This is a genomic window from Mucilaginibacter sp. A5337, assembly GCF_059690695.1.
Map to the genome: position 1 here is coordinate 53,233 of NZ_JCAWEC010000012.1, position 20,774 is coordinate 74,006.

The 20,774-nt window shown below is 43.1% G+C and carries 13 protein-coding genes; 9 read left to right on the forward strand and 4 right to left on the reverse strand.

The features are described from left to right. The first annotated feature begins 74 nt into the window (after positions 1-74). From AC59JO_RS27660 to AC59JO_RS27675, 4 genes are all read left to right on the forward strand, one after another. A complete protein-coding gene (locus AC59JO_RS27660; RefSeq protein ID WP_497309521.1) occupies positions 75-3,257 on the forward strand; it encodes a SusC/RagA family TonB-linked outer membrane protein in 3,183 nt (1,060 codons plus the stop codon). 11 nt (positions 3,258-3,268) lie between these two features. After that, positions 3,269-4,762 carry a SusD/RagB family nutrient-binding outer membrane lipoprotein gene (locus tag AC59JO_RS27665; protein ID WP_497309523.1) on the forward strand — a complete coding sequence of 498 codons (1,494 nt, stop codon included), beginning with the start codon at positions 3,269-3,271 and terminating at the stop codon, positions 4,760-4,762. 18 nt (positions 4,763-4,780) lie between these two features. Continuing rightward, on the forward strand, positions 4,781-5,728 hold the full coding sequence (locus AC59JO_RS27670; RefSeq protein ID WP_497309525.1) for a DUF1735 domain-containing protein: 948 nt from the start codon (positions 4,781-4,783) through the stop codon (positions 5,726-5,728). 178 nt (positions 5,729-5,906) lie between these two features. Next, on the forward strand, positions 5,907-6,857 hold the full coding sequence (locus tag AC59JO_RS27675) for a peptidase associated/transthyretin-like domain-containing protein (protein ID WP_497309527.1): 951 nt from the start codon (positions 5,907-5,909) through the stop codon (positions 6,855-6,857). A 101-nt stretch (positions 6,858-6,958) separates the two neighbouring features. On the opposite strand, the gene AC59JO_RS27680 is transcribed toward AC59JO_RS27675, so the two are convergent. Both AC59JO_RS27680 and AC59JO_RS27685 read right to left on the reverse strand, forming a co-directional pair. Then, on the reverse strand, positions 6,959-7,822 hold the full coding sequence (locus AC59JO_RS27680; protein ID WP_497309528.1) for a hypothetical protein: 864 nt from the start codon (positions 7,820-7,822) through the stop codon (positions 6,959-6,961). A 132-nt stretch (positions 7,823-7,954) separates the two neighbouring features. Further along, on the reverse strand, positions 7,955-8,362 hold the full coding sequence (locus AC59JO_RS27685) for a DoxX family protein (protein WP_413670316.1): 408 nt from the start codon (positions 8,360-8,362) through the stop codon (positions 7,955-7,957). A 653-nt stretch (positions 8,363-9,015) separates the two neighbouring features. Between AC59JO_RS27685 and AC59JO_RS27690 the strand changes: the two genes are divergently transcribed. The 5 genes from AC59JO_RS27690 to AC59JO_RS27710 all read left to right on the forward strand — a co-directional run bounded on the left by AC59JO_RS27690 (position 9,016) and on the right by AC59JO_RS27710 (position 14,567). Then, positions 9,016-10,323, forward strand: a complete 1,308-nt coding sequence (locus AC59JO_RS27690) for an amidohydrolase (protein ID WP_497309530.1) — start codon at positions 9,016-9,018, stop codon at positions 10,321-10,323. Between the two features lie 106 nt (positions 10,324-10,429). Further along, positions 10,430-10,936 (forward strand): DUF4440 domain-containing protein, encoded by a 507-nt coding sequence (locus AC59JO_RS27695; protein ID WP_413670314.1) that lies wholly within the window; start codon positions 10,430-10,432, stop codon positions 10,934-10,936. A 190-nt stretch (positions 10,937-11,126) separates the two neighbouring features. Beyond that, positions 11,127-12,140, forward strand: coding sequence for an LLM class flavin-dependent oxidoreductase (locus AC59JO_RS27700; protein WP_497309532.1), 1,014 nt, complete (start codon positions 11,127-11,129; stop codon positions 12,138-12,140). A 156-nt stretch (positions 12,141-12,296) separates the two neighbouring features. Then, positions 12,297-13,031, forward strand: a complete 735-nt coding sequence (locus tag AC59JO_RS27705) for an acyl-CoA desaturase (RefSeq protein WP_413670312.1) — start codon at positions 12,297-12,299, stop codon at positions 13,029-13,031. Between the two features lie 279 nt (positions 13,032-13,310). Beyond that, complete coding sequence (locus tag AC59JO_RS27710) at positions 13,311-14,567, forward strand: pyridoxal phosphate-dependent aminotransferase (RefSeq protein ID WP_413670311.1); 1,257 nt, start codon at positions 13,311-13,313, stop codon at positions 14,565-14,567. Positions 14,568-14,706: 139 nt separating this feature from the next. Here the strand turns inward: AC59JO_RS27710 and AC59JO_RS27715 are convergent, their stop codons facing one another. Then, positions 14,707-17,601: a DEAD/DEAH box helicase gene (locus tag AC59JO_RS27715; protein WP_497309535.1), complete on the reverse strand. Its 2,895-nt coding sequence runs from the start codon at positions 17,599-17,601 to the stop codon at positions 14,707-14,709. Between the two features lie 712 nt (positions 17,602-18,313). Continuing rightward, on the reverse strand, positions 18,314-20,767 hold the full coding sequence (locus AC59JO_RS27720; protein ID WP_497309537.1) for a PIG-L family deacetylase: 2,454 nt from the start codon (positions 20,765-20,767) through the stop codon (positions 18,314-18,316). Positions 20,768-20,774 lie beyond the last annotated feature (7 nt).

Sequence of the window (20,774 nt, forward strand, 5' to 3'; positions counted from 1 at the left end):
AACTATTAACTGATCTTATTATTAACGAAATGAAAAAACTTCTACTCGTAAGTTTGTGCTTACTTGTGTTGTCTATGACGCAAGTATTCGCACAAAACCGTACAGTTACTGGTACGGTTACGGCCAAAGACGACGGCCTACCCATTCCGGGAGTAACAGTAAAAATCAAAGGGACCACACAAGGTACCCAAACCAACGCAGCCGGTAAATACTCTCTCAGCGTTCCGGCAAATTCAACACTCGTTTTCTCTTTTATTGGTATGACTTCGCAGGAAGTTCCCAGTGGCAGCAGGAGTATTTTAAACGTAGTACTGGAATCATCAGCCAAAAGCCTTGGTGAGGTTCAGGTAACAGGTGCGTTGGGTGTTAAGCGCCAGGCAAAAGAGCTTGGTTATGCAGCCACAAACATTTCAAATAAGCAACTTACCGAAACCCGCCCTACCAACTTTACCAACGGTTTAACAGCTAAGGTTGCCGGTTTGGTTGTTAGTACTGTGAACAACGGTCTTAACCCCGATACCCGTTTCACCCTGCGTGGTAACCGTCACATTATCGGTAACAACTACGCGTTGGTTGTATTAAACGGTACACCGGTATCTCCAAACGAGGTTACTACCATTAACCCGGACGACATTGAAAGCGTTAACGTACTGAACGGTGCAGGTGCGGCGGCCCTTTACGGCTCTGAGGCATCAAACGGTGCATTGGTTATTACTACTAAACGCGGCAGCAGCAGCGGTCAGCCAACCATTAACTATTCAAATACTTACTTATTAGAGTCAGTTGCATACATGCCTGCTTTACAAAACAAGTTTGGTGGTTACGGTGGTGAAGGTGTTCCTTACCAGGATGCAGTAACCGGTTTTATCACAACTACCGTTCCTTACGAAAACCAATCATATGGCCCTGCTTATGATGGTCACATGCAAATGTTAGGTATCCCGCTGGAGGATGGCACTATTCAGTCATTCCCATACCAATCACCTAAAGGTCAAAGCTATGCCCGTCGTTTCTTTAATACCGGTCACAGCGATCAAAACAACATCTCATATTCATCAGGTGACGCGGCAAACTCATTTAACTTTACCGCTTTCCGTTTAGATCAGACAGGTATCGTTCCGAAAGACAAATACAACAAAACGCAGTTCCGGATCTCCGGTACCAAAACTGCCGGTATTTTTAAAGTTGATGCAACAGCGAGCTTTTCACAAGGCAATACCGATACTTATGGTAATTATGGCGATATCTTAAGTACCATATTTAATACACCAAGCTGGGTTCCGTTGCAGAACTATAAAGACCCAACTAAGCCATTTGCTGATCCAAGCACCTACTTTAACTCGTATGGTATTAACCCATACTGGAGTATCAATAACTCAAGGATTACCAAACGTACGGATGTGTTTAATGGTAGCTTTAACGGTATTATTACCCCAACCAAATGGTTTGACGGTACTTATCGTTTAAGCTACAACGGCGGTACTTACCAGGAACAAAACAGGCGTGCCGAAATTGATTACACACCTTATGCACTGAGCGACCCTACAAACGGTGGCAGCACTGTTGGCTCAAGCTATGGTGCGTTAATTAATCCGGGTACTGTAAGCAATGTAAAAGTATTTGGTGACGGTAGCATCCCAACCAACAATAACTTTGCAGGTCCGCAAGGCTACAACCGTTTACAACAAGACCTCCTGGCCAACTTCCACAAATCATTTTTCAATGATCAGCTAAAAGCAAACTTCTTGCTTGGTAACTCAATTTGGCAGGAATATGCTGATTACGTTCAGAACGGAACCAACAACTTACTGGTAAATAATTTTTATAACGTTAGCTATTTATTAGGTGTTCCAAGTGCAACACAAGGCACATTCAAAATTCGCCAGGTGGCTTATTTTGGTGACTTGTCATTAGGCTGGAAAGACTATGCGTTCATCGAAGGTACTTTACGTAACGACCATGATTCAAGGCTATCAGGAGCTAACCGCTCAATCTGGTATCCATCAGTAAAGGGTTCATTCGTATTTACGTCGGCCTTTGATGCTTTGAAAAACAATAAGATCATCAGCTATGGTAAATTAAGGGGTGGTTACAGCCGTGTAGGTGATGTGAACGTAGGCCCGTACAGTTTATTGAATACCTTCACTTCAACATCTGGTTTCCCATACGGTAATACAGGTGCATTAAGCCAAAGCCCAACCCTTAACAACAAAAACCTGAAACCAGAGTTAACTTCTGAGGTTGAGGTTGGTGCTGATTTAGGTTTCATTGATGGCCGCATCAATTTAAGCGCAACTTATTATAATACACATACCAAAAATCAAACTTTGCCAATTTCGGTGTCTCCAACCACTGGTTACACAAGCACCGTACTTAACATTGGTGAAACACAAAATACCGGTTACGAGTTTAAGTTAGATGTAACTCCATTACAAAAAACACAAACAGGTGTTGGTGTTACATTAGGCGGTAACTTTGCTATCCAAAATTCAAAAGTATTATCGTTATTCGGCGAAACCAAACAGCTTTCATTAGGTGGTTACACCATTGCTAACACCCGCGCAGTTGTTGGCCAGCCATATAGCGTATTGTATGTTACTGATATCAACCGCGATCCGCAGGGCCGTGCTATTGTTGATCCTGTTACCGGTTATCCATCAGCTAACCCTAACCTGGTTAATGCAGGTCAAACTACTCCTAAATACGTGTTAGGTTTAACTCAAACAGTAAGCTACAAATTCATCACTTTGTCTGTAACTGAAGAGTACCGTTCTGGTAACGTGATCTTCAGCCAAAGCTTGCAATCAGCAACTGCTGCCGGTGTTTCTCAGTTCTCTGTATCTTCAGACCGTCAGCGTTTTATTTTCCCGAACTCTGTTATCAACACAGGAACCGCTGCTAACCCGGTTTATACGCCAAACACTACTGTAAGTGTTCAGGACGGAGCTTTAGGTTTCTGGGATAATGGTGCATTCTATCAGTCAGGATCTACCTATGTAACCAGCGGTGCATTCTGGAAATTGCGTGAAGCTAACTTGTCATTCGATCTTTCAAAATGGATCAAAAAGACAGGCTTTATCAAACGTGCCAACTTTGCTTTAATTGGTCGTAACTTGTTTATGTGGAGGCCTAAAACCAATAACTGGGTTGACCCAGAGTTTGCTAACAGTGCTACTAACGGTGATATTGGCGTTAACAGCACCCAGCAAATGCCGGCAAGCCGTATTTATGGTGCTAACTTAACACTGACATTTTAATTAATTTAACAATGAAAAAGTATTTATCTATCATATTTGCAACGCTTGCTTTAGCGGGAAGCGGGTGCAAAAAGGACTACCTGGAGTTGTCGACCAACCCCAACCAACCGGTAACAACAACGCCTAAGCTGGCTTTAACCGGTGCTTTAAAAATAACAGCGGATATCACCAATAACGTTGGCCCGGGCGGGCTCGGCACTTATGTTAATTACGCCTGCTGGATGGGGTACCTGAGCTGGAGCACAAGCTACCAACCGAATATCGCCTTGCTTTCATATCAGATAACATCAGCCAGTTATGATTATTGGACACCACTGTATCTGAACATTGCAAACTATAACGCAATGAAGGCTTCAACTACCAATCCTTACTATCAATCTATTGCTGAAATTATGATCGCATTTGATTATGAGGCTTTGGTTGATAACTATAACAATGTACCATATACCCAGGCTTTACAGGGAACTCAAAACCTGAACCCTAAATATGACAAAGGCTCGGATATATATGATGATCTGTTAAAACGTGTAGATGCAGCTATTGCAGCGATCCAGACTGCTCAAAAAGCCGCTGTACCTCCTGCAGCTCCAGGTACGGAAGATATCATGTACAAAGGTGATATGACCAAATGGTTAAAATTTGCCAATACACTTAAATTACGTATTGCATTACGCCAAAGTAATATAACATCAAAAACAAGTGCACTTAAGGCGGCTGTAGCGGCAACTCAAAGCATTGGTTATATTGATGCTACTACTCCGGGTACTGTAAACCCTGGCTACCTGAACAGTGATGCTACCGGTGGTCAGCAAAGCCCGCTTTGGAGAAACTATGGTACTACACAAAACGGCGGCGCGCAAGCCAATAAAAACCAATACCAGGCCAATAGCTATGGCGCTACAGTGCTTACCTCTAATAGTGATGTTCGTGGTTTTGCAGTTTACACCACTACTAACGGAGCAATCAGTGCAACGGCATTGGGAGTAACTCAACCTCCTGCCGTGGCACCAAGTAAAGTAGGTAGCGGCTTATTGAAATCAGCAACTATGGATGCTGTGATCATGTCGGCTTCTGAAGGTTTATTTTTACAGGCCGAAGGCGTTAAAAGTGGTTACATTACAACCGGTGGTTTAAGTGCAGCTAATTTATATAATGCAGGTATCTCTGCATCATATGCTGATCTTGGCTTAACTACAGCGCAGGCAAACACCTATATTGCTGCCAACCCATATCCGGCTGCCGGCACTGATGCACAACAGGAACAGGCTATTATTACCGAAAAATGGAAAGCACTTGCTATTTACGGCGCGTTTGAGGCTTTCAACGAGTTTCGCCGTACGGGTTACCCTAACAATATCCCGCTTTCAGTTTATCCTGGCGCTAATCCACCAAATCAGGTAACACGTATCCCTTACCCTTCGGTTGAGTATCAAACAAACGCGGCAAATGTAGCCGGCGAAGGCACTATATCGGTATTTACCTCTAAAATATTTTGGGCTAAATAACATTTAAAACGAAAAGAAATGAAAACGAGATTATATATAAAATTAGCTTTAGCCGCGATGGTTACCATGACGGGTTTTAGCTCTTGTTTAAAGGACGATAAGCATTACGTTGATTTTGCGGGTGCTGCTCCTTTGGTAGAAATACCTTCAGTAGCCAATGTTGGCGGGTCCGGCGGTTTATTCCAGCCTATAGTTGTTGATAATGCGCCGTCAATTCCGGTAAATTTAGCAATAAACCTGGCTGCTCCACATACTCTTTCAACTGCATTAACTGTCAAGCTTTCGGTAGATGAGGCGGCTCTTGCTTCATATAATAGCACGCACGATAATAAATATTTATTATTGCCAGCAAGCGATTATACCAGTTCATTAAGCGTTACGATACCAGCTGGTCAAAACTTAGTAAATTTGGTGATCAATGTTAAGTCAAGTTCGATTGACCCAGCAATTACTAATTATGTTTTGCCTTTAACCATTACTGATGGCGGAGGACAAAAAATTAGTAACTATAAGACAGTTTTATTAAACATCCAAGCAAAAAACATATACGATGGAAGATACACTGTAACTGGCACAATGGTTGACAACGTTGTTACTACAATTACCGGTAATTATCCTCGTACTGTCGATTTGATAACTCAGGGAGGAAACTCGGTTGCGTACAATGATAACGGAAGCTACGCACATTCTATTTTAAATGGTAGCACTGTAAGTTCATATGGATCCTTTGCTCCTGTTTTCAATTTTGATCTTGCTACTAACAAAATCACATCAGTGGTTAATTATTATGGCCAGCCTGCAGGTAATGGTCGGTCTGCGAGATTAGATATTACTGGGATTAATGCTCTTTCGGGTACGCCAGGAAAGGAAGGTTCTGTTATCAAGGTTAAATATGTATTGGTTGCCAGTGGTGCCGATAGAACATTCTTTGATGAGACCCTTACTTGGAAAAGCTCGAGGCCATAACATTTAATAGAATAAGGAAAAGCCACCTCCCTTTTTGGGAGGTGGCTTTTTTATTTCAATAATGGATGTTTGTTAATTGATTTTAAAAAATTATGAATATGTTACAAAACGAGCCGGGAATTTAGCTTGAAATTCTCTACCTTTTCCGTCTTATAATTTAAACCTTATATTGAAATACATGAAAAAGATACTTTTTTTCACCCTTATCACAATTAGTAAATTAAGCCTTGCACAAACTATTGCCGTTAACGGCACAGTGACAGACACCAAAGGAAAACCGGTTCCATTTGCCTTTGTAAGCGATTCTCAGCATCCTTACGCAACCTATTCAGATCCTAATGGCACATTCAGCCTTCAGGCCGATCCTGCTTCAAAATTGATTATAACAGCCAATTTTCATAACGAGGTAAAAGTTAACCTCAATAACCAAACAAACATTAAAGTTGTCATGACCGGCGATTCGGTAAGCAATAATGCCCCTGCCGAAACAAGCAATGTTAACTTTTTTAAGATGGATGATAACATTGTAGACCATAACGTATCTATCAACAGGATTGGTACCGGGCAGGAAGGTTTGCATGGCAGTCGTTTTTTATTTAACGACTGGGTTCACGGCTTTGGAATAACTCCGAAAGATTCGCTCAAGCAAAGTGATGTATACCTTTTTAATTACGACAAGGTAGCCGGAAATTTAATATTTACCCGTACTAAAAAAACGGCCATGATTGTTGTAAAAGAAGAAATAAAGGGTTTTACGCTGTTTGATGAAAATGCACAACCCTATGTTTTTGAAGATGTGCCGGCCATCAACCCTAAAAAGTATGTGCAGGTTTTATCATCGGGCAGTAAATACAAAATTTATAAAGACCTTGGTACCACGTTTATAAAAGCCAGTTTTTCAACCAATGGTATTACATCAAGCGGCAACAACTACGATGAATATAAAGATGAAGCTGTTTATTATATAGTAAAAGCCGGGGCACAACCACAAAAGGTAGAACTAAAAAGCAAAGCTATAAAAGCTGCTTTTCCGGCAGACGCTGACAAGGTAAAGAAATTCTTCTCAGATAATGAAAGTGATGTTGATGAAAATTACCTGAAAGCGTTAGGGGATTATTTGAATCAGTAAAAAAATAAAGAACGGCGCACACTTAATGGAGTCGCCGTTCCTTGTGTATTTATATAATAAATTAATATTGACCAAATCGAAAAAGATTGATATTTGATTTATTATTCTATATCTACGGTTTCATCAAACTGGAATGTACTACCGTCTGAACGAGTTATTGTTCCAACAAAATGGAAGATTGACAGATGTGGGCCGCTGGTTGTATATGTGCCCGATACTTTTGTATTTGGTTTATCCGTATAATAAATGTACCCATGTCCGCAATACAACAAATAGCCTATAGACGAATTCGCTGGGTCGGGAATAGAAACATAATTCATAAGGTCAGCAGGCTTAGGGACTGCAGGAGGTGGGTAATTAACGGTAGCTATAGCCCAGTGCGAGCCAGTTGTTACTCTAATAAGTTTAGCCGATGTCGTTATTATTCCGGGCCCGGTAGAATAGTCCTGTTTGATATAATTTTCTAATAAAGGAGGACTTATATTAACTTGGCTTGAAGTTTGGGTGCCAAAAACTGTCAGGAATTTATTGAAATCACTATCATAATTTGCTGCATCGCTTTGATAGGCAGCTGAATTAAATTGAGAGGGTACTCCCACATTAATGACGAAGGAGTTATCAGAATATGTCAGCCATGCGTTATAGCCGGGAGCTATACTTACATTTTGAACGATTGTAGGCACGCCATTCTTCAAATCCGGATACAACATATAGTTCCATGAGGGGGCTCCTGTTACAATTATTTTTACCAACCCAAACATAGCAGCGTAAGTGTCATAGTTTTCGCCCGGATTACGTGGTTGTAATAATAGATCCACATAATAGTAGTTTTGCGGAGCCGCTGCAACCCTCAATTTGTCTTTACTACCTACCGATGTTTGATTTACAGGTTTAAAAGCATCCTTTTGGCATGAGCTAAAACCCGCCATTAACAGCAGCATGCCCCATAATAATTGTTTTTTCATATTGATTTGTGATATATTTTTTATAAATATCACAAATCAATATGTTTCGTGCCAATAGGTGTTTTAACGGTATTTTATAAATATTTTAATTGATAGTATTGAAAGGGGTTGCCTTAATGTTAAATTGATGTGTTATTTTTTATCTATGCTATATTTCCCAGGGCCAATAAATATTAAGCCGGCAAACACAATCGCATCTTCAATGGCATGAGCAGCATCGCCCAGGCCGCCGCCTGTACGCAGGTGCATTAGCGCCGCAACTACAAGGGTGATAAAAATTAAGATGCAAGCCGGCCTGAATGCCAGGCCGATGATAAGCAGAAAGCCGCCGAAAAATTCGGTTACCGCGGCTAATAAGCCCCAAGCCACCGGCCAGAAATGAATGCCAACATATTTCATTGATTCGCCAATGTCTTTCCAGTTTTCGGTGCCGCCCATAAGTTTAGGATAGCCATGATAAATGAACATCATGCCAAGCCCGATACGGATGATCAGCAGTCCGAAGTTTTTGTAATTGCCTAAATTGCCTAAAAGTGCCATTGCAGATATTTTGTGATGTGAGGGGCTTAAGGTAATAAAAATGTCGGAGTAGAACGGGATAGATTAAGGGCATTTTTGAATTAGAGGGACTTGTAATTGATCAACGTAAGTAAGTAATCGAAAGTATGCGCACGATTAAGCGTCTGCGCTTGATCGTTTGTTCTAATGGAGCGTCCACGCTCCCGTATTACGTTATGAATGTAAGCGTGAATGCTTATTTTGGTTATAGTTCAAGCGAAAGACGCTTGACCTTGCATTATAGCTTTGGCCTATAATATTTACAAAAAGGGGGGTTAACACTTTTTTCGCATAAAAATCACTTAATTTATTGATTATCAGGAATATGTGCAAATGTTAACCCGAAATTCTGTTAACCCTGTTAACCCCCCTCGTTAGTAAAGTCAATCCAACCCAAAACTATATATCGCTTAACTATCTGAATAAGTCAACGCTTGCAACCTACCGGCAATTAATCGAATCTTAAATTGATTCAATTCGTGTAATTCGATTAATACGTAAAAATTAGTGTGAAAATTTTTCATTTATTGTTTTTCAATCTACGTCTGGTTAAAAGCAATCTCTCCCGGTAATGGCTTTCAGCATCTCTCATATTTAAACTATTGTGCTTATATTACTTTCTCCAAACAACCCGTATGAAAGCAAGCCTTATTTTATCATTATGTATATGTACGCTACAGGCTATGGCGCAAAAAAGCGCTTTACGCTCACAAGTAAGTTCAAAAGCCGATGCCCTGCAGGATCAGGTAATAACCTGGCGCCGTGATTTTCATGAACATCCCGAATTAGGTAACCATGAGGTGCGCACGTCGGCCATTATTGCTAAGCATTTACAATCATTAGGTATTGAGGTAACAACGGGCATAGCTACAACAGGTGTGGTGGGGATATTGAAGGGCGGGCATCCCGGCCCGGTTGTAGCGCTGCGTGCAGATATGGACGGTTTGCCGGTTATTGAACGTACACCTGTACCCTTTGCATCCAAAGTAAAAACTAATTATAACGGGCAGGAAGTTGGCGTGATGCATGCCTGCGGGCATGATTCGCACATGGCTATACTGATGGCCGTTGCACAAGTGCTTTCGTCAATAAAGGCAGATTTGCACGGCACCGTGAAATTTATTTTTCAGCCTGCCGAAGAAGGTGTTGAGCCCGGACAAAAAGGCGGAGCCGAGGAAATGGTTAAAGAAGGGGTGCTGGAAAATCCTAAAGTCGACGTGGTTTTTGGGCTGCACATCAACTCGCAAACTGAGGTTGGGAAAATCACTTACAGGCCAGGCGGCACAATGGCCGGGGTTAATGACATGCAGATCATTGTAAAAGGCAGATCGGCACACGGGGCCTATCCCTGGTCGAGCGTTGACCCGATTGTCACATCCGCACAGATCATCAATGCTCTGCAAACCATAGTTAGTCGCAATATCAATGTAACCGAAAACCCGGCGGTAGTTACCGTTGGCGCCATAAAAGGAGGAAACCGTTCAAACATCATCCCCGAATCGGTTGAAATGCTGGGCACGCTTCGCTCCTTTACCCCTGCCGACGAAAAAATGTTGACTACCAGGGTAACCGAAATTGCCACCAAAACGGCTGAAGCGCAGGGAGCTACTGCCACAGTAAAAATACCTTACAGTAACCACTACCCTGTAACTTATAACGATCCTGAACTCACGCAAAAAATGCTGCCAAGCCTTCAGCAAACTGCTGGTGCAGCCAATGTGTTATTGCGTCCGCCGGTAACAGGTGCCGAAGACTTTAGTTTTTACCAGGAGAAGGTACCGGGTTTGTTTGTATTTTTGGGCGGCATGCCAAAAGGTGGCGATCCGCTAAAAGCGCCATCGCACCATACGCCCGATTTTTATATCGATGAAAGCGGGTTTAGTTTAGGCGTGAAAGCTTTATGCAACTTGACCATTGACTATATGAATGCCAAAACAAAATAGGCCCAACGTTTGATCTTCTTAAACAATAACAATCAAAAAGTATTTTTACACAAGCTTATTCGTATATTGAACGGCCTTAAGCATAAAGTGCAAAATTGTTAAGATCATGAAAAAGCATTTATTACCCCTTTTATGCCTGTGCATGTTTATGAGCAGTTTATCTGTTATGGCAACTTCGGCAAAAAGAGTGCTGCCTGCCGATACCGTAGCCAAATTAAAACCCGAGGTGCGTCAGGTTATAGAAACAGTAATAAAAGCTTCGGGCACCTTTAATATAGAGGCAGTTTCCGAACTGTATGCACCCAATGCCGTTGTGGCCGATGAACAACCTCCCTTTTCATGGAATGGGCAACTGGCCGGTGTGCAATGGATAAATTCGGTACAAAAGGCCGTTAAAGATTTTAAAATTAGGGATTTCAAGGTCGATCTGCAGCGCATCAAAACTTTTCAGCAAACCGAAGAGATAGTTTACCTTATAGCCCCTGTTGAGTATACCGGCCTTGTAAACGGCGAACATTTTGAAGAACAGGGCGCTTTTTCATTTGTGTTAAGAATAGTGAGTGGTAAATGGCTCATCAAAAGCCAGGCCTGGGTGCCGCGTAATGGCTTATAAACACGCACAAATGCCGCACCTTTAGGTCTATTAAATACATATAAGCCAAAAGTGAAGTTAGTATGTTAGCTTTAGCTTTCCACTTTTGGCGTTCAGCTTTAAGCTTTCAAAATAGTAATCGCAATGCCATAAAAGCCGGGATGTAAAGCCCGCCTGCAACCCGATGCTTATTTTTGTGTTCAGAATATATATGAGCACAAATAAGATCAAATTGAGCGTGCTCGACCAGTCGCCGATAAGAAAAGGCGCTACTGCCGAGCAGGCCATACAAGAAACCATACAGCTGGCAAAATATACCGATACCCTGGGCTATACCCGCTTCTGGATTTCGGAGCATCATAATATGGGTATTATAGCAGGCTCAACGCCTGAGGTACTGCTGGCCCACCTGGCAGGTGAAACTAAAAATATGCGCATGGGGTCGGGAGGCATAATGATGCCCAATCACAGCACCCTTAAAGTTGCCGAAAATTTCAGGATGCTTGAGGCGCTGTTCCCCGGCCGGATCGATTTGGGCATGGGCCGTGCTCCGGGTACCGACAGGATCACCGCGGCCGCGCTTAACCCCTCAAACCAGTTTAAGGAGCAAGACTTTGTTGAACAACTGGCCGATCTGCGAAACTACTTTCATGATACCTACGAGCCGGGAACCATACAGGCGCGCATCAGGGCTATTCCTCAAGTGAAAACAGTGCCCAACATGTGGCTGCTAAGCTCAAGCGGGCAAAGTGGTTTATTTGCGGCACATTTTGGTATGGGCTTTTCATTTGCTCATTTCATTAACCCTAATGGTGGGCCCGAAAGTGTTAAGATGTACCGGGACCGATTTCAGCCATCTGACGATCTGCAACAGCCACAGGCCAATGTAGCGGTGTTTATCTTCTGTTCGGAGGACGAAGAAAAAGTAAGGCAGCACCAGGCCGTGATGGACCATCGCTTTTTACAGTTTGAAAAAGGCGGGCCTATAGTTCCGCTAAGTTACGATGATGTGAAGGATGCGGAATATACACCGGCCGAGCAGGAACGCATTCGCTATAACCGTTACCGCGTAATTGCCGGCTCACCTACCGAGCTAAAGCTCAAATTAAGCTGGCTTGCCAATGATTATGAAGTGGATGAAATTATGGCTGTTACCATTACCGAAAATTTTGAAGACCGGCTGGAATCGTACCGATTGTTGGCCCAACAGTTTGAGCTATTATAATCCCGGTAAAATAACTTTTTTAATTAAATGCCGTTTCTATACCAGGAACGGCATTTTTTATGGCTGCCACTATCATTATTCACATATTAAAAACTTTATAAGGCTTTAAATTGTATCTTTGGAAAGATTATAAATAAGTCTATTTTCTACAATTCAATGGTTATTATCATATTCTTCATAGCGCACTGGTTTCTGTCGCTATTTTTTCAAACGTTCTTCCTGCACAGGTACGCATCTCACAAAATGTTCACAACCAATAAGTTTTATGAAGGGACTTTTTACCTGCTTACGTACATTTGCCAGGGATCATCGTTCCTGAACCCAAGGGCTTACGCCATTATGCACCGTGAACATCATGCATATAGCGATACTGAAAAAGACCCGCATTCGCCTCACTTTTTTAAGGATGTTTTCCAGATGATGGTATATACGGCTAAAAGCTATAGCCTGCATGTAAGGAAGCTGAAGGAACCGGAAGAGCGTTTTAAGGGGAATATTCCCGAATGGCGCTTTGTTGACTTTATAGGTTCATCAATTGTGTCGCGTATCTCTTTCGGTGTTTTGTATGTTTTGTTTTATGTAGAGTTTGCTACGGCATGGTGGATGTACCTGCTAATCCCTATTCACTTTTTAATGGGCCCTATTCACGGTGCTATTGTTAACTGGTGCGGCCATAAATACGGTTATCAAAATTTTGATAACGGCGATAAATCAAAGAACACTACACCATTTGATTTCCTGATGCTTGGCGAACTGTTTCAAAACAATCATCACAAACATCCTAATAAAGCTAACTTTGGAGCTAAATGGTTTGAGATAGACCCGGTTTACCCTGTCATGAAGCTCATGCACTGGATGCGGATCATTAAACTGCGTAAAGCTTATCTTTAATCGCGCAGCGATTAGGTTAAAGGCGAAAGGTCAAAGGCAAAAGGTTTTCTTTTTTGCTTTTGACCTTTTTTCTTTTAGGTGAAAGGTCAAAGGCGAACGGTTTTCTTTTATAAGCATACAGCTTTTTGCAATACCTAAAATAAACCTTTCACCTTTTGCCTTTATCCTTTCCCCTGCCTTGCATCCTTTCAGCTTTCGCCCTCTTCTCAACCTTTCGCCTTTGACCTTTCCTCCTTTAACCTTTTCCCGTATCTTTGCCGCTCATAAATACATAAATCCATGAGTGTTTCCTTATTAGCTCAAAATTTACATGGCTCGGAGATCATCAAGATTGCGGGCGAGATCAACGAATTAAAACGACAAGGCCAGAATATCGCCAACCTTACCATCGGCGATTTTGACTCTAATATTTATCCTATCCCTGCCCCTTTAAAGGATAAGATCATTGATGCTTATAATCATAATCAAACCAACTATCCTGCTGCCGATGGTATGCTTGATCTGCGCCAGAGTGTAAGCGGGTTCTTAAAAAGAAGCTTGGGGCTTGAGTATGCACCCAACCAGATCCTGATTTCAGGAGGTTCGCGCCCGCTCATCTATTCTATATTTTTAGCAGTAGTTAACCCTGGCGAGAAAGTGGTTTTCCCTGCACCATCATGGAACAATAACCATTACAGCGATTTGCTGAATGCTGATGCGGTGATCATTCCTACAGCTCCCGAAAATAACTTTATGCCTACGGCAGATGATATCCGACCGCATTTAAAAGGAGCGGCTTTACTGGCGCTGTGTTCGCCTTTAAATCCTACCGGTACTATGTTCAGCAAAAAAAATCTGGAAGAGATCTGCGACCTTGTAATAGCCGAAAACAAGAGCCGTGCGGCAGGTGAGAAACCATTGTATTTATTATACGATCAAATCTACTCGCAATTAACTTTTGGCGAGCATAAGCATTACGATCCGGTAACGCTTCGCCCTGAATTAAAAGATTACACCATTTTTGTTGATGGAGGTTCAAAATGCTTTGCCGCAACCGGAGTACGTGTAGGCTGGGGTTTCGGCCCTGAATTGGTTATCGAAAATATGAAAGCCATTGTAGGCCACATGGGTGCCTGGTCGCCAAAGCCTGAACAGATGGCTATGGCCAAATTTTTAACTGATGAAGCTGATGTAAACAGTTATCTTGATGACTTAAAGGGAAAGATCCAGGCAAGCCTTACTGCCCTGCATGAAGGTTTCCAGGAGATGAAAGCCAGCGGTTTAAATGTAGATTCGATTGAACCTATGGGTGCTATCTACCTTACCCTGAAGATAGATTACAGCGGGAAAACCACTCCCGATGGCCAAGTGCTGAAAGATTCGGCAGATATTAATTTTTATTTGATTAAAGAGGCCGGGGCTGCTTTTGTTCCGTTTTCGGCCTTCGGTACGGGCGATGACGTGAACTGGTTCCGTGCATCAGTAGGTGCAACCCCGCTTAGCGAGATAGAAGCTTTGATACCGAGGGTAAAAGCGGCGCTGGGTAAGCTGAAGTAAGCCCCCTCTAAATCTCCCCCTAAAGGGTGAGACTTTAAAAATTGGATGTTGTTAGAAATAAAAAAAGCGATGAGTGTAGCATTACTCGTCGCTTTTTCTTTTAAAGCCCTCTCCCTTTAGGGGAGGGTTTGGGAGGGGCTTACCCCAATATCTCCTTAATATCCTCCGCTGTAAGCGATTTGATAAAGCTCTCTTCGGTAGTAATCAATGCACGTGACAGGCTCAGCTTACGTTGCTGCAGGGCCAGGATCTTTTCTTCAACCGAATCTTTGGTGATGAATTTATAGATGAATACGTTTTTGGTTTGACCGATGCGGTGCGTACGGTCAATGGCCTGTTGTTCAACGGCAGGGTTCCACCATGGATCGAGGATAAACACATAGTCGGCTTCAGTAAGGTTTAGCCCTACGCCGCCGGCTTTTATCGAGATGAGGAATACACGTGTTTTCTCATCCTCCTGAAACTGCTTCACCACATCGCCGCGGTTTTGGGTAGCCCCATCAAGATATACGTATGGAATACCCACCCGATCAAAATGATCGCGGTAAATACTGAGCTGTTTTACAAACTGTGAAAATATCAGCACCTTATGACCACCATCAAGTACGTTATTCAACGTATGAACCACATCCTCAAACTTGCCGCTATCGCCTTCGTAATCTTTATCAATCATGATAGGGTGATTGGCAATTTGCCTTAGCTTGATGAGGCCCTGTAAAACCTGGATCTGTGTTTTAGCAAAAGTACCGTCTTCCAGGCTTTTCAACAGTTCATTGCGGTATTCAGATTTGATCTCTTCATAAACCGATGATTGTTCTTCGGTCATCTGCGAGTAGAAAAGGTTTTCCGTTTTAGGCGGAAGCTCTGTTGCTACCTGCTCCTTGGTGCGACGCAAAACAAAAGGCTTAATGAGGGCTTGTAGCTTGCGTGCCTTGTCTTCGTCTTTTTTCTTTTCTATCGGCGTTACAAATTCGTTTTGGAAAAATTGTTGCGCGCCCAGCAAACCCGGGTTGATGAACGACATCTGCGTCCAAAGGTCGTTAACCGAGTTTTCAACCGGCGTGCCGCTCAGGATCAGCTTAAAGCGCGATTTAAGCTGCTTAACGGCCTGATATGATTTTGACGACGGATTTTTGATGTTCTGGCTTTCATCAAGGATCACGTAATCAAAAAAGAAACCTTTAAACATTTCAATGTCAATGCGACTGATACCATAAGTGGTGATTACTACATCGTAATTGGCAAAAACATCAGCACTGCGGTAGCGCATGGTGCCGGTATGTACCATCAGCCTTAATTGCGGTGCAAATTTGCGTGCCTCATTAAGCCAGTTATATATCAGCGAGGTTGGCATGATCACCAGCGAAGTGGCTTTGCCACCTGCGTTTTCAATATCTTCCTTGTGTTTTTGCAGCAATGATAAAGTCTGAATGGTTTTACCCAGGCCCATATCATCGGCAAGACAGCCGCCAAAATGATATTGCTTTAAAAAATGGAACCAGTTATAGCCCGCTTTTTGGTACGGCCTCAAATGACCTTCAAAATTAACAGGCATCGGTGCATCCTCCAGCTCGTCAAAATTGGTAAGCTTTTGCAGTTTTCGGGTCATGGTAACACTGGCCATTTCGCCTTCGGCCAGATCGGTAACCAGGCCTATATGATGGCGTCGCAGTTTAAGGTCGTTGCTGCCCTCGGTAAAATGCAGCAGGTTACCGTATTGTGAAAACCACTGTTCGGGAATTACCGCAATTTCGCCTGATGGCAGGGTAAACTCCTTTTTGTGATTGAGAATATGATTTTTTAGTTGAATAAAGGGGATACGGTACGGTCCGAAGCTCACCATGGCGTTAATATCAAACCAATCGTTATTTTCGGTTACTACCAGTTCAATTTTACTGCTGCCAAAAACGTAGCGTTTTTGGCCTTCCGGCTGCTCCAGTTCAAAGTCCTGCTCAATAAGCTGGTCGTGATGCTGGTTAAGCCATTCAAAAACCGAGAATGAATGGTCGGCATCATCGTCGCGACCGGCAACCTCAAGGTTTTGAAATAGTGATGAAGCCACCTTAAGGCCCATTTGTTCTAACTGGTGCATTTTGCCTTTTTCCCAGGTAGTTGAGCGTTTTATGCGATGGAACAGGTAATCATCACCCGTTTTCTCCATCCTTACAGAGATATGCCTGCCATCGCCATAAGGAAATACATAGCCTGCATACTTAAAGGAAAGTTGCAGCTGCGAAGTGCCCCCTTCAATATAAATAGGTTTAAGTACCGGGCGGGCATCATATTTTTCGGTATTGATGGTAAATCCTTCGGCATAAACGTTATGCTTTTCGATGAGCGGGGCCACAAATTTTTCAAAGTATGATTGCTCCGACGATTTAGGGATAGCAATGAAACGCTTGTTCAGGAATGGCTGCAGTTTTTTACCCTCAATCTCCTTGTCAAAATAATAAAGGGTATCGTCAAGCAGCATCCAGGCCGGGTGGTTGCAAATGATCTCAGCATTTTTAAACATGAACTCAATGCGCATGCCCTGGTATTTGATGGTAGGGAAATATCTGATCTCTTCCTCATTGCGCCTGAAGTGAAATAATACCGATGCGGCCTCGGTAGCCAGTTGAAGTTTGCGCTCGCCGGGGTACCCTTCCTTGCTCATTTGGTATACCTGCTTGCCGCAAAGCAATGATAATGCTTCAGCAATACGTTTCTCCAGTTTGGGGCGGATCATATCAAACATCTGCTCGTTGAAGATCTTGGAGAAAAACTCAAATGGGCGGATTGGTTTTTTATAATACCTTTTGATCACGTTGCCCTGCTCCATTTCCTCCAGCAGTTTGATGAGCCGGATATCGGTATCGTCCAGAAACTCGCAAAATTCTTTGGCGGTATTGGAAAATAAACGCTGGTGGGTTAATGAAAATTCACCGTTAGGGTTAAGTTGAACAATGTGAGGCTCAATAACATACGACAGGTAGTCATGCCTGGCAATGGCATAAATAATTTGGCATGGTTTGGAACTGTCGACGCGTAACATGTGCTTCAGGGTAAAAAATTATTTGAAGCTACATCAAGAAAAAATTCAAACGTAAATAGAATTTACTGTAATTGAAAGAGTTTTATATTAAAAAATTGTTAACGGGCTGAAATTGACACGGTTTTGATAACATTAAGTGTTTTTTGCCGGATAGTTGTGGGAGAATAAACGGAAAAGATGGCACAAAGCGATGTTATAAGTTGAGAACTGTTTTGTTCCTACTTATGACATAAAAATCGTGGTCATGTTGAACTTGTTTCAACACCTCACTTGCTAAGCAATCACGCTGAGCAAATCGGCTAATTGTCTTGTGGGGTGCTAAAACAAGTTCGGCATGACGTGATGCGGATGTTATTTAACGTCCCCTCAGGGTCTCTCGTAGATTTAAGTTAACCCACAAAATCTAAATATGCATAAGTACTGGCTGGAAAGCAAGTTTACGATTACGAGACTCCGCTGGAGTCCAATATCTCTTTAAATTTTGTCTATAAACACGTGGCCTCTCTGAGGCCGCTTGGGGCCGGTCATATTCATTATGTTATAAATATCACCGGCCCCATCGGGGCCACGTGTTTATAGTGCAAAAAGAACACATTTTTTGGCTCCGTAGGTGCCTCCTATTAAAATTGTAGGTTGGTGAATTTTGTGGGTAAACTTAAACTCTCTCGTAGAGGAACCTTATGGCTTCGCCAGGCAGGTCCCTGTTTGTCTTTTACTTCTGCTTGCTCAATAAGTTAATAAACAACCTGTAAGCTCCCGGTACGCCGGCAGGTAATTCCCTGAAAAAGGCGAGAGAAGTATATATAAACCGGCCTTTGCCATAATCGCCAACAATTAATGAGCCGTTAAGGGGCTCTTCTCCTTTATCGTGCATTTGCAGAATGGTTTTATACTGCGGATCGATGTTGCTTACAAAATACAACCCACGCTCCTGGATCCAGCCGCTGAAATCATCATTGGTTATTTTGTTGGGATAGTTTAATACCGGGTTTTGAGGATCTAAAACAGTTACCTCGGCGTTTTCATCGGTAACCCTCCTGTTCACTACCGTGAAAGGATACGGGCCTATCTGTTTTACAACAATACCATTGTTGTTATTGTATTGAACTACCAGGTTCCCGCCATTCTTTACATAAGTCATTAGTTTTGCCTGTTGGTAAGCAAGGCGCTCGTTCACGTTGTAAGCACGTACCCCGGTTACTATGGCATCATAGCCTGAAAGATCGCCGTTCATCACCTCGTTTTCGCTTAGCAAGTGAACATCATAGCCCACCTGGCGCAAAGCCTCGGGCATTTGGTCGCCGGCACCGGCAATGTAGCCTATTTTTCTGCCGTTATGTTTAAGATCGAGGTAAACAAGCTTGGTTTGCGCGGGCGGAAATAAGGTAATAGCCGGTACGTGATCATACCTGATACGGCGAAGGCTGAGTGAAAATGGCTTTCCATTGGCGTTAACTACTGCTTCCAGTTCAGATACTTTTGTTTTGTTATCGGTTGGTGTAACCGTAAAAGCTACCGACCATTCGTCGTTTTTATCCTTATCGGTAAAATCTATCTTTTCGGGGCTTATTTTCCAGCCGGCAATAGGTTTAAGGCTGATGGTGCCGCTTGCCTTGGTAAAACTTTTCAGGTTTATCAATACCGTTTGTGCCTGCTGCGTGCTGAAAATATAATCCTGGTTATCAATATTTGCCGTTACGGGCGGTGTTATTTCAATGGGCTGATAAACCTCGCCCCTAACCGGGTCTGCGTACTTGTAGATAATTCGGCGGTCGATATTGACAGGTTTACCCTCAATAATGAACTCGAAAGTGACTTTAGGCAGATGGGGGTTTTCTGGATTACCCGCCAATGTGTTATCGTCCAGTGTATAAATACCAATGGGATGCGGCGCGGCCAGCCAGTAAGGCTGCGTTAGCATGGAAGCTGCAGCTGTGGTTTCAAAAGTTTGCAGTTGATTAAACGGGATCTCCTTACTTTGCAGGGCCAATGAGCTGTCGTTGGCATCAATGCCGTTTATTTTAACACGATAGTTGAACCTGTTAATTACCTGTGCCTGTAGTTTCATTTGATCGCCTACCGCATAGGTGGGTTCTGTTGCATAAGCCTCAAACCATAAGCCTGCACAGGCCGTGATCACGTTATTTAGCTCTTTAGTCTTCTGCTCGCGCCAGTATGTATCCGGCACTTTCTCCACTTTGGTCAGCAATTGTACCAATGCAGGCACTGACTTTTCAGGAGCTTCGCTGATAAAGTTCCTGCTGATCACATTGATCAAGGCAGCAATGGCGTCTCCGTCTTTAACCCGCTTCCAGGAAGTATTAACGCCATCCATCAGATCATTTTGAGGAGCATCCCCCAAAATGGTTTTGAAAAACTCGTATGATTCGCCGCGTTGTTTGGCCGAACCAAAGCCCTGGGTTTTATGGTTGCTGCGGCTTTCGGCGGCTATTTCGCCATAGCTTTTGCCCAGGATAGGATTGTAAACTCCTACATCAATTTTAAACTGATCGGGAGCTGTAGTATTAACACTGCCAAAACTAAAGGTGTTCCACAGGAGGCGTTTGGCCTGCCATGGCTTTACATATTTTAACTGTTCGGGATAACGGCTCGGATCGGCTGCTGCAGTAAAAGCTTCCTGAGCTAATATGGCCGATGAGGTATGGTGGCCATGCCCGCCCTCGCCGGTTGTTGGGAAACGGCAAATGATTACATCAGGCCTGAATTTGCGGATCACCCACACTACATCTCCAAGTACTTTTTCCTTATCCCAGATTTTCAGGGTTTCTTCCGGCCCTTTTGAAAAACCAAAATCATTGGCGCGGGTAAAAAACTGTTCGGCCCCATCAACTCTGCGGGCTGCCAGCAGTTCCTGCGTGCGGATTAAACCAAGCAGCTCGCTCTGCTCATTGCCTATCAGGTTTTGCCCGCCATCGCCGCGGGTGAGCGACAGGTAGCCGGTGCGATAATGTTTTTCCTGTGCCAGATAAGCCAGCAGACGGGTATTTTCATCATCGGGATGAGCTGCTACATATAACACACTGCCAAGCACATCAAGCTTTTTTAAATTTTGCTGAATAGTGCCAAGATCGGTAGGCGGATTGGTTTGGGCTTTTGAAAATGCGGTTGTAAACAGGAGTACTACAATGAGGTGGATACGCTTCATAGCAACA

What these genes read in the sequence shown, in the direction of transcription:
- AC59JO_RS27660 (WP_497309521.1), top strand. Translation starts at nt 75, where the DNA reads ATGACGCAAGTATTCGCACAAAACCGTACAGTTACTGGTACGGTTACG.
- AC59JO_RS27665 (WP_497309523.1), top strand. Translation starts at nt 3,269, where the DNA reads ATGAAAAAGTATTTATCTATCATATTTGCAACGCTTGCTTTAGCGGGA.
- AC59JO_RS27670 (WP_497309525.1), top strand. Translation starts at nt 4,781, where the DNA reads ATGAAAACGAGATTATATATAAAATTAGCTTTAGCCGCGATGGTTACC.
- AC59JO_RS27675 (WP_497309527.1), top strand. Translation starts at nt 5,907, where the DNA reads ATGAAAAAGATACTTTTTTTCACCCTTATCACAATTAGTAAATTAAGC.
- AC59JO_RS27680 (WP_497309528.1), bottom strand. Translation starts at nt 7,822, where the DNA reads ATGAAAAAACAATTATTATGGGGCATGCTGCTGTTAATGGCGGGTTTT.
- AC59JO_RS27685 (WP_413670316.1), bottom strand. Translation starts at nt 8,362, where the DNA reads ATGGCACTTTTAGGCAATTTAGGCAATTACAAAAACTTCGGACTGCTG.
- AC59JO_RS27690 (WP_497309530.1), top strand. Translation starts at nt 9,016, where the DNA reads ATGAAAGCAAGCCTTATTTTATCATTATGTATATGTACGCTACAGGCT.
- AC59JO_RS27695 (WP_413670314.1), top strand. Translation starts at nt 10,430, where the DNA reads ATGAAAAAGCATTTATTACCCCTTTTATGCCTGTGCATGTTTATGAGC.
- AC59JO_RS27700 (WP_497309532.1), top strand. Translation starts at nt 11,127, where the DNA reads ATGAGCACAAATAAGATCAAATTGAGCGTGCTCGACCAGTCGCCGATA.
- AC59JO_RS27705 (WP_413670312.1), top strand. Translation starts at nt 12,297, where the DNA reads ATGGTTATTATCATATTCTTCATAGCGCACTGGTTTCTGTCGCTATTT.
- AC59JO_RS27710 (WP_413670311.1), top strand. Translation starts at nt 13,311, where the DNA reads ATGAGTGTTTCCTTATTAGCTCAAAATTTACATGGCTCGGAGATCATC.
- AC59JO_RS27715 (WP_497309535.1), bottom strand. Translation starts at nt 17,601, where the DNA reads ATGTTACGCGTCGACAGTTCCAAACCATGCCAAATTATTTATGCCATT.
- AC59JO_RS27720 (WP_497309537.1), bottom strand. Translation starts at nt 20,767, where the DNA reads ATGAAGCGTATCCACCTCATTGTAGTACTCCTGTTTACAACCGCATTT.